The sequence below is a fragment of the Peribacillus phoenicis genome, assembly GCF_047238085.1.
Lineage (GTDB): Bacteria > Bacillota > Bacilli > Bacillales > DSM-1321 > Peribacillus.
In genome coordinates, this window is sequence record NZ_JBDFMF010000001.1 from 1,731,832 (window position 1) to 1,746,131 (window position 14,300).

Below are 14,300 nucleotides of genomic sequence, written 5' to 3' on the forward strand. Positions count from 1 at the left end.
AGGGGTGTTTTATGGAAAATACCGCACAAACATCACAAACCGGGGACAAAACAGCTGCTGAAGAAAAACAACTGGAGCGAAAACTCAAACCAAGGCATCTTTCCATGATCGCAATCGGCGGAACCATTGGAACAGGGCTATTTTTAGCAAGCGGTTCCATTATTCATACTGCGGGTCCCGGAGGAGCTGTAGCCGCCTATATAATTGCCGGAATCATGGTTTACTTCCTGATGACAAGCTTAGCCGAAATGGCTGCCCTTATTCCTATCACAGGCTCTTTTAGTACCTATACATCAAGGTTTGTCGATCCGGCTTTAGGATTTGCGATCGGTTGGAACTATTGGTATAACAATGCAATCGTAGTCGCGTTGGAATTAGCAGCCTCCTCCCTTATTATGAAATATTGGCTGCCTTCTGTTCCGGGCATCATTTGGAGCGCATTATTTCTTGCACTCATATTTGGCCTGAATATTTTATCGGTAAAAGGATATGGAGAATCAGAATTCTGGTTTGCCATTATAAAGGTTTTGACGATTATCATCTTTATAGCAGTAGGGTTATTAATGATTGTAGGAATCATGGGAGGGGATGCCGTAGGTTTTGAAAATATCACCAAAGGGGAGGCACCGTTTAAGGGAGGCTTTTTATCCATTATAAGTGTCTTTATGGTGGTCGGGTTTGCCTTTCAAGGCACCGAGTTAGTAGGAATTGCAGCCGGCGAGAGTGAAAACCCGAGAAAAAATATACCAAAGGCCATTAAGCAAATCTTCTGGAGACTGCTCTTGTTTTATGTATTGGCAATAATCGTGATTGGATTTTTAATAAGCTATAATGATCCGCGTTTGTTAAGCTCGGATATTGAAGATATTGCGGTAAGTCCCTTTACGCTAGTTTTTCAAAACGCAGGGCTTGCCATCGCTGCCTCCGTTATGAATGTGGTCATTCTTACTTCCGTTCTTTCTGCGGGCAATTCGGCCATGTACGGGGCTTCTCGCGTGCTTTGGGTGCTGGCGAAAGAAGGCAAAGCCCCTTCGTTTCTAAAAAAAGTGAATTCAGGCGGCATTCCAGTGAATGCTGTGTACTTTTCTACCATCGTTGGGATGGCAGCTTTCCTGACCTCTTTTTTCGGTGAAGGTTCGATTTACAATTGGTTATTGAATGCTGCAGGTTTATCCGGCTTTTTATCCTGGTTAGGAATTTCGATTACACATTATCGATTCCGGAAGGCATATATTGCACAAGGAAGAGATTTAAAAGATTTACCTTATGTATCAAAATGGTACCCATTCGGTCCAATATTAGCGACATTTTTATGTGTTACGGCTATCCTGGGACAAAATTACTCTGCTTTTTTCGGCCCTGAGATTGACTGGTATGGAATTTTAATTTCTTATATCGGGCTTCCATTATTTTTACTGGCTTTTCTAGGTTATAAAATCGTAAAGAAAACAAAAATGACTCCATTGCAAGAGGCTGATTTCAGTAAAGTGGAATAATTTCTTTTGTTGAAAAATAAGAGAGTATTTCGTAAACATAAAGTATTTAAATGATAGCTCCAGTGCCTTGCACGATAAGCCGTCAGCTGTGGAACTTACTTGTCCATCTTATGTTGGGTCGATCAAGGCGCTTGTGCTTTTCATAGGAGGTTAACCATGACGAATACACATGAAATTGCAATTCGTTCTCTTCATCGAATTGAAGAGCTAGAGGAAGTAAGAAAGCTAGAATCCGCCATTTGGGGAGAAACCGACTCAATCCCTTCACACCAAACCATAACTGCTGTGAAAAACGGCGGTTTGGTTATAGGAGCTTATTGCGAGGAGAAACTGATTGGATTTCAATATAGCTTTCCGGGATTCAATGGGCAATCAGCCTATCTTTGTTCACATATTCTGGGAATTGATGAGCAATATCGCAACAAAGGTATAGGGGAAAAGTTAAAGTCAGCACAACGTGAGGAGGCGATAAAGCTCGGCTATTCCCTTATTACCTGGACATACGATCCATTAGAAAGTGTTAATGGGTACTTAAATATAGCCAAGCTTGGCGGGGTATGTTCCACTTATATACCAAACTGCTATGGTGAAATGGAAGATCTTTTAAACAGCGGAATTCCTTCTGACCGCTTTCTTGTCGAATGGCATATTGGTAAAAAGGAGAAAACGGATTCTATCGGACAGGGAATGCCGTTGGACTTTATGATAGAAAACTCGCTTATCCAATGGGATGCCATTGAAGAGGGAGTGCCTGTTCCTTCTTTCACTCTTCCGCTGCCTGAACAAGAATGTGATACAGCTTTTGTGGCCATTCCAAAGGACTTCCGAACAATAAGAGTCACAAACATTCAAGCGGCCAATGAATGGCGGATGAAAACGAGGGACATTTTTACCGATTTATTTCAGCAAGGATGGCAGGTAACAAATTTTATGAAGAATTCCATGAAGGAAATTCCCGTTCAGTTTTATGTGCTATCAAGGAAATAAGCAGGTTTATATTTAAATATGAATTAACAATAAGCTGCTGTCAGCAATTGAAAATGACTGGGGTAAATAGTTTTATCCCCAAAAGGAGAATCTACTAGTGAAAATTAAACAAGTTAATTTAAGGCATCTGAAGCTTGACTTGCTTCACCCCTTTACAACTAGCTTTGGGACGGAATACAATCGGGATTTTATCCTTGTGGAAGCAAAAAGCGATGATGGCATTTCCGGTTGGGCTGAATCAGTTGCGATGCTCGACCCACTGTATAATGAAGAGACCTTAAAAACAAACTGGCATATACTCGAAGATTATCTAATTCCAATTATCCTTAAAAATGAAATCAAGCATCCTGATGAAATTTCCGAAAAATATTTCACCCATATTCGCGGCAATTACATGGCAAAAGCCGCTTTAGAGGGTGCTGTTTGGGATTTGTATGCTAAAAAACAGGGTGCTTCTCTTTCAAAAGTGTTAGGTGGAACAAAAAAGAAAATTGAAGTTGGGGTAAGCATCGGAATAAAGGATTCGATTGATTCGACCCTAGATATAATCGAAGCTCGTCTCGGTGAAGGCTATAAACGCTTTAAACTAAAAATCAAACCGGGCTGGGATGTTGAATTAATAGAAAAGGTCCGAAAAGTATATCCTGAAATCCCGCTCATGGCAGATGCAAATTCAGCGTATACCTTACAAGATATAGACCGGTTATCCGCCTTGGATGATTTTAATTTAATGATGATTGAACAGCCGCTTGCCTATAATGATATTATTGACCATGCAGATTTACAGTCAAGGTTAAAAACACCTATTTGCCTGGATGAAAGCATTCACTCATTAGCGGATGCAAGGAAAGCTATTAAATTGGGCAGCTGTAAAATTATTAATATCAAGATTGGCCGTGTCGGAGGTTTGACTGAATCCAGGAAAATCCATGATTTATGTCTTGAACATGATATTCCGCTATGGTGTGGGGGTATGCTGGAATCAGGCATTGGAAGAGCTCATAATATTGCAATCACATCACTGCCAAACTTCACTCTTCCCGGCGATACCGCAGCTTCCTCCCTCTATTGGGCAGAAGATATTACCGACCCTGAAGTTACAGTGGAAAACGGAATAATCAGTGTTCCAGAATTGCCCGGTATTGGCTTTGAACCAAGCATGGAAAAAATCAATAAGTATACTATACACAGTCAAACCTATCATTTAAGTTAGAATGTTGATAGAAACGGCTAGGGTAGTTACTTCCTGCAACATCTATTTTCCTTACATAAAGGTATGATTTCCGAAAAAGGGAGCATGCCTTTTTTTTCTGCAATCCATTTGCCATTCAAAAAATTTATTGTAATTCGACTTTCTGCCATGTATTGAACTCCTTTATCCAAGTTTCGTATGAAGTGGTTTGCGTTATGAGATCTACTTTATCTAGATATCCCACTTATTCGAGCCTTCTGGGACACTTTTTGTTTAGCAAGGACAAAACAGGACATCGGTCGGAAGGGAAATATCAATCTGAAGGGAAATAGTAAAGGTAGTTCGGATGTACAAAAAAAGAGGGAGATGGAGCTATGAAGAAATTACTTACTAGTTTGGCAGTATTGGCAATGGCCCTTGGGATATCTTTTTCCACCGCTTCAGCATCTGCTGGAGGTTTTCACCACCCCGAAAGCTGGGATAAGAATTCTATTTTGCGGAAGGACACTCATGGGGTGGAGGTCAGAAATATGCAGTATATCCTGAATGTCATGGGTTTTTATACGGATTCTGCAGTGGTTGACGTTGATGGTATCTTTGGACCAAAAACCGAAACGGGAGTGAAGAAATACCAAAAAGAAAACAACTTGAAAGTGGATGGTGTGGTTGGCCCCCGGACGTGGGATAGCTTCTCGCAATATATTAAGAAGAATGGCAATGAAACATATGGAGCAGGCGGAAACATGGGACTCAGAATTAAATGGAAGTACGATAATTCTTCCTATACATCGGGCTCAAAAGCCTATATTTACGGTAATGGAGATACATTAAGCGACCAATACCGCTTGTATGCAAATTAAGATACAGGAAATTCCTTTCATATGAAAAACGTGTCCACAAATAGGCACGTTTTTATTTTTTGCTTTCACAAGTTGATTGTATTTGTAAGCTCCTGTTCTTTCTTGGTTATTGTGTGGCCTGATTTTTGATTCCCTTCTAAATAATATTCCTTCCAGAATCAGTTTAAGTCCAAAAACATTAATGCTGGTAATGATGTTACTGCTGACGATAGTGAAAAAATCCATAATCCTTTTGATTCATAGGAGGATTTTTTTTATACTCATTTAAAATTTAATAATATTGAATTTAACTTTCTCACTTATTGCTTATTAATGAAGATGTAGATATGATCCATTTTTTCGATAGGCAGGGCCTTTAATATCCATTCATTTTAAATGGAAAAATGGTAAAGTTAGAGGGGATTGAAGTTTTCTTTAGAATACTGACCCTCTCCAATCGGTTGTAGCTGCCGAATGGAAGGAGGGAAATTAATAAATTAATATATGATATAAGACTTAGAAAGAAATTTACAAAAAGTATTTGCAGAGGAGTAGCGCATATGGACAATTACTTATCAATCAGTGAAATGGCTTCCATTCACAGTATCTCAAGGCAGACTCTCATTTATTACGATAAAATCGATCTATTTAAACCGGTACATATAGATGAACATGGTTATCGATATTATAGTGCAGTTCAGATTCCATTTCTAAGGGAAATTTGCTTTTTGAAGTCGATTGGCATCAAGCTGAATGATATTAAGGATCATATTGGAAACCGAAATTTAACCACTGCCATATCACTTTTGGAGTTTCATCAAGAATTCATAGAAAAAGAAATAAATGCCTTGATGAATACACGTACATTTATTCAACAAAGATTAATGAAATATTCAGAAGCCAAAAATATTAAAAGTGAATTGGATAAACCTATTATAGAAGAATTTCCTGAAAGGCATGTCTTATTTATACCATTTGAAAATGAATTGTGCCGAGAAGAATTACATTTAACGCTGATGAAAGCTTGGAATGTATTAAGTAAACATGAGATGCTTCCGTCAGAGGGATTTGGCACGGTTATTTTAAAGGATAAGCTTGGAACGGATGATGTTTTCGAGGGTGCGGGAATATATACTGCATTACCTTTTATAGATCCTGATATGGATAACATGATGACGTTGCCTGCTGGGCAATATGCATGTGTGTATAAATATGGAATGCCATATAACATTGAGTTTTTAAATGAATTGGTTCAATGGATCAGTGAAAATCACTATACAATTATAGGGGACGTTGTGGACGCTTGCTTATTGGATACGACCTTTTACGAGAATGATAGTAGTGTTGATTTTTGTCAGCTGCAAATCCCTGTAGAGAAAATTACTTGAATTTTCAAATATCCATTGACTGTATAGTAGAAATACACTTTAGAATATCATTTGTAACCGATAACATTTAGGTTATTTGAATGACTATACATAGGATACTGATCACAAAGTGACAGGGGGATTTATTATGTCTGAAAAAATGAATAAAGTGAGAGATTTACGTTCTGCGCTGGAACTACTGAAGTCGATTCCAGGACAATTGATTGAAACGGATGAACCAGTCAATCCTCATGCTGAATTATCTGGGGTGTATCGTCATGTCGGTGCAGGCGGGACAGTGATGCGTCCAACAAAGATCGGACCTGCCATGGTTTTCAATCATGTTTTGGGTCATGAAGATTCAAGCGTGGTGATCGGACTTTTAGCCAGCCGGGAAAGAGTCGGCCATATGCTGGATACAAAACCGGAGCGGCTCGGGTTCCTTTTAAATGAAGCTGTAAAAAATCCAATTGATCCAATCACCATTTCGAATGATAAAGCGAAAGCTCAAGAAGTGGTTCACTATGCAGAAGATCCCGATTTCGATATCAGAAAATTAATACCTGCGCCTACGAATACAGAAGAAGATGCAGGCCCGTATATCACCATAGGAATGTGCTATGCCTCCGATTCAGAAACGGGTGAATCTGATATAACGATACACCGATTATGTTTACAAAGTAAAGATGAGATGTCCATGTATTTTGTTCCTGGCCGCCATTTAGAAGTATTCCGTGAAAAGGCTGAAAAAGCAGGAAAACCGTTACCAATTTCCATTAGTATCGGTGTTGACCCTGCTATTGAAGTCGCTGCTTGTTTTGAAGCACCTACGACTCCCCTTGGCTTTAATGAGTTGAGTGTGGCAGGGGCGATCAGGAAAGAAGCGGTAGAATTGGTCCAATGTTTGACCATTGATGAAAAAGCTATCGCGAATGCTGAATATGTAATAGAAGGGGAATTGGTTCCCGGTGTGCGTGTTCGGGAAGATCAAAACACCAATACTGGAAAAGCAATGCCGGAATTCCCTGGTTATACAGGTTCAGCTGTTGCGGACCTGCCTCTAATCAAAGTGAAAGCCGTAACGCACCGAGTCAATCCAATCATGCAAACAGTTATTGGTCCAAGTGAGGAGCATGTGAATATGGCTGGCATTCCAACAGAAGCAAGCATCCTGCAAATGGTGGAAAAGTCCATGCCAGGCAAATTATTGAATGTTTATGCCCATACTTCAGGAGGAGGTAAATACATGGCTGTTCTTCAATTCAAGAAAAGTCAGCCAAGTGATGAAGGGCGCCAAAGACAAGCTGCACTATTGGCATTCTCTGCCTTTTCTGAACTTAAGCATGTATTCATCGTGGATGAAGATGTGGATCCCTTCGATAGCAATGATGTTTTATGGGCGTTAAATACTCGTTACCAAGGTGATGTTGATACGGTTTTCATTCCTGGAGTGCGCTGTCACCCGTTAGATCCTACACAAGATCCCGCATACAGCCCTACCATTCAGGAAAAGGGAATTTCCTGTAAAACCATTTTTGACTGCACAGTACCATTTCATTTAAAAGATGAATTTAAAAGGTCCGAATTTAAAGAGGTGGATCCAAGTCGATTCGTTCCTGGATTTTCCAATGCATAATTTTCCATAAAGTTTCGATTCGATGACTAATGTAAGGAGGGGAATTAATGAAAATCATTGTTGGAATAACAGGAGCGACTGGAGCCATTTTCGGAATTAGGATTCTTCAGATGCTTAAAAGCAGTGAAGTGGAGACCCATTTAATCATGTCCCCGTGGGCACATGCCACCATTCAACATGAAACACCATATTCTGTTAAAGACGTGGAGGGATTAGCTGATCATTCCTATTCTTACAAAGATCAAGCTGCAAGAATATCAAGTGGATCATACCGGGTTGATGGCATGATCGTAGCACCTTGCAGTATGAAAACACTAGCTTCCATTCGAATGGGACTAGCGGATAATTTACTAACACGATCTGCTGACGTCATGTTGAAAGAAAGAAAAAAATTATTACTAATGACAAGAGAAACCCCTCTGAATACGATTCATTTGGAGAATATGACGGCGCTTTCCAAAATGGGGACCATTATATTCCCTCCTATGCCAGCCTTCTATAATCATCCTGAGAATGTTAACGATATCATTGATCATCTGGCTTATCGGGCGTTAGATCAATTTGAAATCGATGCTCACGGCGCGAAACGGTGGGACGGAATGAAATATCGCACCAAAATATAACAGATTACTAGGGAATTAATGAAAAAGGTGAAAAAATGAATGGGATGGAAATGCCAGTTGAGGTATTCGACTTGTTAAATGGTAAAGAACTTGTCGACAAGCAGCATGAAGCCATGATGCTGTTGACGATAAGTGAAGAAGGCTGGCCTCATACAGCAATGATTAGCGTAGGTGAGATCGTAGCGGTAAGCAGGACCGAATTAAGGATTGGCCTATGGCCGAATACTTCGACTACAGCCAATGTCATTCGTACCCATAAAGCTACACTGGTTTTGTTTTGGAAAGGTAAAGCACAATATATTCGCCTTTCATTAGAGAGATTAAAAGATCTGCCAAATGTCCAATACAAAAGAGAAAGATTCCACGCAAAAATTGTGGAGGCACGGGAGGATATTGCTAAGTATGCTGAAATAACTTCTGGAATTAAAATCGACTTGAAAAACCCTAAAGAAGTTGTTGAACGTTGGAGTGAGACCATAGTGGATCTCCTTCAATAAAATTCCCAGGTACCGACTTTAAGTTGCTGAGAAATCGAAATTATCAAATTATGATTGAAATAAATAGAACTTCATGTAAAATGGAATCATTACATGATTTATAACTTGCCTATTCATTAACCATTAAAAAAAGCCCTTTTTTAATGAAAATTAATGAACTGACTGGCTATCTTAATTTCTCGATCAAGTTACCTTGATGGTGAAGTTAAGATAGCTTTTTTTTTTAAATATGCTGGTTGGTTTATGTTAATAATCATGGAAATTGAGGAGTGACACTATGGAAATGTATGTAAAGGAATTGGGGAACAAAAGAATTCAAATTGCAGATTATCCTGGAAGGAAAGGGCCAATCATCGCCATACATGGTTTAACGGGTAATCATAAGCAAATGCATTATTATGCAGAAATGTTAAAAGGCGAGTACAGAGTCATCTCGATTGACTTAAGAGGAAGGGGAAATAGTTCGAGGGCAGATGTGCAGTCTTCTCTTTTTAAACATGCAGAAGATGTAATTGAGTTAATTCAAGAATTAAAGATTAAAAATCCGATTTTGATAGGATATTCAATGGGAGCCTTCATCTCAAGCGTTGTAGCCAGCAAATTAACCTCGGTACAGGCCTTGATATTATTGGATGGTGCGGCCATTTCCTCTCAACAACAAAGGGACATCGTACAACCATCACTAGGCCGATTAAGTAAAGAATATGAATCTCAGGAAAGTTATATTGCAGAAATTAAGGAAATCTATAGCCGTTTGGGTATCAATTGGACGGATCACCTGCAAAGTGTGGCGGAGTATGAGGTTCATGAAGTGGATGGTCACTGGGAGAATAAATCATCAGAAGATAGCATTCTTAGGGATTTTGATAGTTTTTATTCTTTTGTCCCTAAAGAAGTTTGTAGACAAATTTCCTGTAAAACCTTATTGGTGTATGCCAGTGGGAAGATAGGGGAATTTCCTCCATTATTTTATGAAGAAGCCTATGCTGATACGAAGAAATATACGCCTGATATCGAAACGATCGTTTCTACATGTAATCACTATACAATGGTGTTTGAAAATAGAGTGGAAATTAACGAAGGAATAAAATCTTTTTTAAATCGAATTTGATTTTTTGCAGTTATTTTTAAAAAAAGATATTGAAATTAACAGAAAATAGTGTAATATTAAGAATATATAATAAACTTAATTATTGCCTATTCATTAGCTATTAAAAAATAACCTTTTTTAATAACAACTAGTGAACAACTGGCTACCTTAAACACCTGCTGTCAATTATTGATAGTAATGTTTAGGGTAGCCATTTTTGTCGTGATAATGTAAACGCTTAATGAATTTGGGGGTTTTATGGTTGAAAATCATTGATTTAACATTGGAACTTTACGATGGTCTAGTTACAAATAATGATTTACCTGCAATTGGCATTAAAGATGAACCTCTTGAACAAAAGGGGAAATCTGATTCACTTCCTAAAGGATACCGTTCCAAGTTGATTTCTTTTTCTGACCATAGTGGGACACATGTCGATGTGCCTTCACATTACTTTGAAAACGGGGAGTCGGTTGAAAACATCAATCTGAAGAATATGTTTGGGGATGCCCTCATATTGGATGTAAGCATGTTAAAAGCGACACACGAACCTGTTACGAAAGCTTTACTTGAAGAGGCGGAACGCAGGCAGGGGGTGTACGTAGAAAAAAGCGATATCGTCCTCATCAGGACATGGGGGAAATCATGGGGGGAAGAAGGATTTTTTGAAGCGCAGGCCTTAGATGATAGTGTGGCCCAATGGTTTATTGAAAAGCAAATACATATTGTCGGGTTGGATTTGCCCAATGCCGATTTGAACCAGGATTCAGAAAGCGGAATTCATCAAAAATTACTGAACCATGATATATATATCGTTGAAAATCTAGTGAATCTTGAAAAACTGCCTAAGCATTCTCGCTTTCTTTTTTTCGGGATCCCTTTAAAACTAAAAAATGCAACAGCCTCACCTATAAGGGCACTATCGATACTTGATTCACAATTAATATAAAGAGGTGCAGACGAATGAGCGAGGGATTATTGTATTTCAAAGAAGTTTATGATGTGGTACCAGGCTGGGTGCAAAAAATGCACGATTATAGCCCAAATGCACTTGATCACTATACCAACTTACGCAGTAACATCATGCAAGAGGGAGCCTTGACGAGGAAGGAAAAAGATATATTACTGGTTGGCATGAATGCTGCGAGGTTGTATGAACGGAGTATGGTTTACCATACCAAAGGGGCAATCGATGGCGGGGCAACAATACCGGAACTGGTGGAATACCTAATTGTTCCTTACTTATATAACGGAACAGAAGCATTAAAAACAGGAATGAAGTCTTTGGAGTATGCTCTAACACTTAAAGGCATTCGATATCCCGAAATAAGTGGCGATCAAGGAACAGCAGAAGAAATCCTGCTTTATATGATTGAACTATTAGGGGATGAGGAGACGGGATTCGTCACGAATGTTTTGAAACTGGTTAAATCGGAAGACCAAAACTCCCTCAAAGATTATATATTAAGTGATTCAGTGGTTTCAAAAAGGCTAAAACATCTCCTGATGGCAGGAATATTCATTACAGAATTAAAAGGGGAACAGGTTGGGGAATGGATGGAGGCGGCAAGGTTAAATGGAGCTTCGGAAGAACAATTAGCTGAAGTGGGACTTATTTGCTTATTGACTGCCGGAATACCTGCTTGGTTTGAGGCAAGTGATTCATTGATTGAAAATAAGTAACGTGAGATTGGTGGGGAAAACATGACGAAAGTACATCAAGATATAGAAGCAGCTTTATCTTGTGTGAAGAACGGTCATACATTAATGGTAGGTGGATTTGGCTTGATCGGTGCCCCTCTTACATTAATAGATGGTTTGGCCAAAAAGGATGTAGCAGGCTTGACAGTAATCAGTAACAATTTAGGCGAGAAAGGAAAAGGTCTGGGAGTTCTCCTAAGCCAGAAGAAAATAAAAAAGGCGATTGGTTCTTATTTTACAAGCAATCGTGAAATTGGGGAGTTCTACCAACGTGGTGAAATTGAATTAGAACTATTACCACAGGGGACATTAGCGGAATCCATTCGCGCTGGCGGTGCCGGCATAGGCGGTTACTATACGAAAACGAGTGTAGGGACCGATTTAGCTAAAGGAAAAGAAGAAAGGGAAATAAATGGGGCTGCATATATTTTTGAACCTGCCATTAGAGCGAATGTAGCTTTGATCAGGGCATGGAAGGCTGATACACTTGGTAATCTTGTTTATTATAAAACGGCTCGAAACTTTAATCCGGTAATGGCAACAGCCGCAGATGTCGTAATTGCGGAAGTGGATGAGATAGTTGAACCTGGTGAACTCCCCCCAGAGGAGATTGTAACACCGCATCTATTCGTCGATGGAATTATTAAGGCAAAGAAAATCCTGACGAAGGAAGGTGTCAAAGGTTATGAGTGACAAAGAATTAATGCAAAATATGATAGCAAGACGCGCGGCAAAAGAATTGACGGGCCCTTGTATAGTAAACCTTGGAATCGGGATTCCGACCTTGGTTGCAAAATACATTGATGATGAAAATGTTTTTTTCCATACGGAAAATGGATTACTAGGGGTTGCAGAAGTTGATGAAGATGAAATCGATCCCAATTTAGTTAATGCAGGCAAGTTACCGGTAGGGGAATCGATTGGTGCATCATTCTTTAATAGTGCAGAATCGTTTGCAATGATCCGTGGAGGGCACATTGATGTTGCCATCTTGGGTGTTTTGCAGGTAGGTCAAACTGGGGAAATTGCAAATTGGGCGGTGCCTGGCAAGAATATCATGGGTGTTGGAGGAGCGATGGACCTGTTGGTTGGTGCCAAAAAAGTGATCGTGACCATGACACATACAAGTAAGGAAGGTAAAAGTAAAGTTTTAAAGAAATGCACCTACCCGATTACTTCCACAAGAAGCGTTGACTTGATCATCACCGAGTTGGCTGTCTTTGAAGTTATAGACAAACAGTTGAAATTGATTGAATTAATGCCAGGTATAACGATCGAAGAAGTAAGAGCAAAAACAGAAGCGGATTTTATCTATTAAATGTTAAAAAGGTGGATTAAATGAAAATACGTTCAGTAGATGTATACATTATTGATTTACCCACAATTCGTCCTCATCAGCTTGCCATGCATACGATCGTGGAACAAACGATCATTCTTGCCCGTGTTATGGATGAAGAGGGTGCGGAAGGTTGGGCGGAAGTGGCGACAATAGGCGGGGCTTCATATGGTGAGGGGACGCCTGAGGCGATCAAAGTGAATATTGATACATATATCGCCCCGCTTATCATTGGTAAAAACCCCGTCCATTATGACAAAATCATGCATGAAGTTTCACTAAATGTTAGAGGAAATAATTTTGCGAAGGCTGTCGTTGAATCAGCCATGGTGGATTTAGTAGCCAGAAGGAGAAACATCCCTGCTTATGAATTATTCGGTGGACAAATTCATAAATCATTGCCGGTGGCATGGACTTTGGCAAGTGGGGATACGAGTAAAGATATCGAAGAAGCGAAAGAATCCTTACACCAAAAACGTCATAATATCTTTAAATTGAAAATTGGCAAAGGTAATCCAAATAAGAATGTGGAGCATGTATTGAAAATTATTGAAGCCGTGGGAGATCAAGCACGCATTACGGTTGATGTTAATCAAGCATGGGATGAAACAACGGCTACGTATTGCATTGAAGCTTTAGAGGAAGGCGGGGTTTCCATGGTCGAACAGCCGCTGCCAGCTTGGGATAATGAAGGGATGGCAAGGTTGACCGAACGTTTTAAGGTCCCGATCATGGCTGATGAATCATTGAATTCATTACAAGATTCATTCCAAATAGCTAAACATAGGGCAGGTAATTCCTTCGCCTTGAAAATATGTAAACATGGCGGGATGACCCAAACGAAAAAGGTGGCTGCGATTGCCGAAGGTGTAGGCTTTGGTTTGTATGGCGGAACGATGATTGAATCATCATTGGGAACGGCCATTTGTGCACAACTTTATTCAACCATTCCAAAATTTGAATTCGGTACTGAATTATTTGGACCGTTACTTTTCAAAGAAAATATTACGCTAAACCAAATTAAATATGAGAATTTTGAAATAATCATCCCGGATGGGCCAGGATTTGGCATGGAGATAGATATGGAAAAAGTAAAACATTTTTCAAGAGGTCTTTAATTAATATAAACTGGAAAGTGGAATATGGAACACCCACTGGTTTATGCAAGTAATCTTGAGAGGATGTAGTTTTATATGGGACAGCCAACATTATTAATTACCGCCTATGCGAAGGCACCGCAAAATACGAGCATGTATGAAAATTATAAATACGCTGGGATGGTACTGGAAATTCACAAGGAAAGTCACATTATCATTAATGCAGAATTTACGTTTTTAACAACTTTGGCCCAGGATTTTTTTAAGCGAATGATAGTTGGTTTTGATTTTAGTAAAGATATTGATTCCTTAATAGAGAATATTAAAACGGACTTTTTAGCTCCATCGCAGCAGTCGGTGATTGTTGCCTTGAAAATAGCTCACCAAAGATATAAGGATAGTTTAGAAGAAAGAAATAAAAATAGCAGGAGGTAGAAAA

The 14,300-nt window shown here is 39.3% G+C and carries 15 protein-coding genes; all 15 read left to right on the forward strand.

Going from position 1 to position 14,300, the window contains the following annotated elements:
- Nucleotides 1–11: 11 nt before the first annotated feature.
- Nucleotides 12–1,496, forward strand: coding sequence for an amino acid permease (locus ABC374_RS08410; RefSeq protein ID WP_413016979.1), 1,485 nt, complete (start codon nucleotides 12–14; stop codon nucleotides 1,494–1,496).
- A gap of 156 nt (nucleotides 1,497–1,652) precedes the next feature.
- Nucleotides 1,653–2,483, forward strand: coding sequence for a GNAT family N-acetyltransferase (locus tag ABC374_RS08415; RefSeq protein ID WP_350302241.1), 831 nt, complete (start codon nucleotides 1,653–1,655; stop codon nucleotides 2,481–2,483).
- 97 nt (nucleotides 2,484–2,580) lie between these two features.
- Complete coding sequence (menC, locus tag ABC374_RS08420) at nucleotides 2,581–3,696, forward strand: o-succinylbenzoate synthase (protein WP_413016981.1); 1,116 nt, start codon at nucleotides 2,581–2,583, stop codon at nucleotides 3,694–3,696.
- Nucleotides 3,697–4,049: 353 nt separating this feature from the next.
- Nucleotides 4,050–4,535, forward strand: a complete 486-nt coding sequence (locus ABC374_RS08425) for a peptidoglycan-binding domain-containing protein (protein ID WP_413016983.1) — start codon at nucleotides 4,050–4,052, stop codon at nucleotides 4,533–4,535.
- 539 nt (nucleotides 4,536–5,074) lie between these two features.
- Nucleotides 5,075–5,902, forward strand: a complete 828-nt coding sequence (locus ABC374_RS08430) for a MerR family transcriptional regulator (RefSeq protein WP_413016985.1) — start codon at nucleotides 5,075–5,077, stop codon at nucleotides 5,900–5,902.
- A gap of 127 nt (nucleotides 5,903–6,029) precedes the next feature.
- Entirely contained in the window at nucleotides 6,030–7,517 is a 1,488-nt protein-coding gene (locus tag ABC374_RS08435) for a UbiD family decarboxylase domain-containing protein (protein WP_413016987.1), read from the forward strand.
- Nucleotides 7,518–7,564: 47 nt separating this feature from the next.
- The gene (locus ABC374_RS08440; RefSeq protein WP_413016989.1) at nucleotides 7,565–8,140 is read left to right on the forward strand and encodes a non-oxidative hydroxyarylic acid decarboxylases subunit B; all 576 of its coding nucleotides are present in this window, start codon (nucleotides 7,565–7,567) and stop codon (nucleotides 8,138–8,140) included.
- Between the two features lie 35 nt (nucleotides 8,141–8,175).
- On the forward strand, nucleotides 8,176–8,637 hold the full coding sequence (locus ABC374_RS08445; protein ID WP_413016991.1) for a pyridoxamine 5'-phosphate oxidase family protein: 462 nt from the start codon (nucleotides 8,176–8,178) through the stop codon (nucleotides 8,635–8,637).
- Nucleotides 8,638–8,914: 277 nt separating this feature from the next.
- Nucleotides 8,915–9,748: an alpha/beta fold hydrolase gene (locus ABC374_RS08450; RefSeq protein WP_413016993.1), complete on the forward strand. Its 834-nt coding sequence runs from the start codon at nucleotides 8,915–8,917 to the stop codon at nucleotides 9,746–9,748.
- 241 nt (nucleotides 9,749–9,989) lie between these two features.
- The gene (locus ABC374_RS08455; RefSeq protein WP_413016995.1) at nucleotides 9,990–10,676 is read left to right on the forward strand and encodes a cyclase family protein; all 687 of its coding nucleotides are present in this window, start codon (nucleotides 9,990–9,992) and stop codon (nucleotides 10,674–10,676) included.
- A 14-nt stretch (nucleotides 10,677–10,690) separates the two neighbouring features.
- The gene (locus ABC374_RS08460; protein WP_413016997.1) at nucleotides 10,691–11,410 is read left to right on the forward strand and encodes a carboxymuconolactone decarboxylase family protein; all 720 of its coding nucleotides are present in this window, start codon (nucleotides 10,691–10,693) and stop codon (nucleotides 11,408–11,410) included.
- Nucleotides 11,411–11,431: 21 nt separating this feature from the next.
- Nucleotides 11,432–12,121, forward strand: a complete 690-nt coding sequence (locus ABC374_RS08465) for a CoA transferase subunit A (RefSeq protein WP_413016999.1) — start codon at nucleotides 11,432–11,434, stop codon at nucleotides 12,119–12,121.
- Nucleotides 12,114–12,746 (forward strand): 3-oxoacid CoA-transferase subunit B, encoded by a 633-nt coding sequence (locus ABC374_RS08470; protein WP_413017001.1) that lies wholly within the window; start codon nucleotides 12,114–12,116, stop codon nucleotides 12,744–12,746. Before ABC374_RS08465 ends, ABC374_RS08470 begins: the two co-directional genes overlap by 8 nt.
- 20 nt (nucleotides 12,747–12,766) lie before the next feature.
- Complete coding sequence (locus tag ABC374_RS08475) at nucleotides 12,767–13,882, forward strand: muconate cycloisomerase family protein (RefSeq protein ID WP_413017003.1); 1,116 nt, start codon at nucleotides 12,767–12,769, stop codon at nucleotides 13,880–13,882.
- A 75-nt stretch (nucleotides 13,883–13,957) separates the two neighbouring features.
- On the forward strand, nucleotides 13,958–14,296 hold the full coding sequence (locus ABC374_RS08480; protein WP_048687694.1) for a DUF3870 domain-containing protein: 339 nt from the start codon (nucleotides 13,958–13,960) through the stop codon (nucleotides 14,294–14,296).
- Nucleotides 14,297–14,300: the final 4 nt, after the last annotated feature.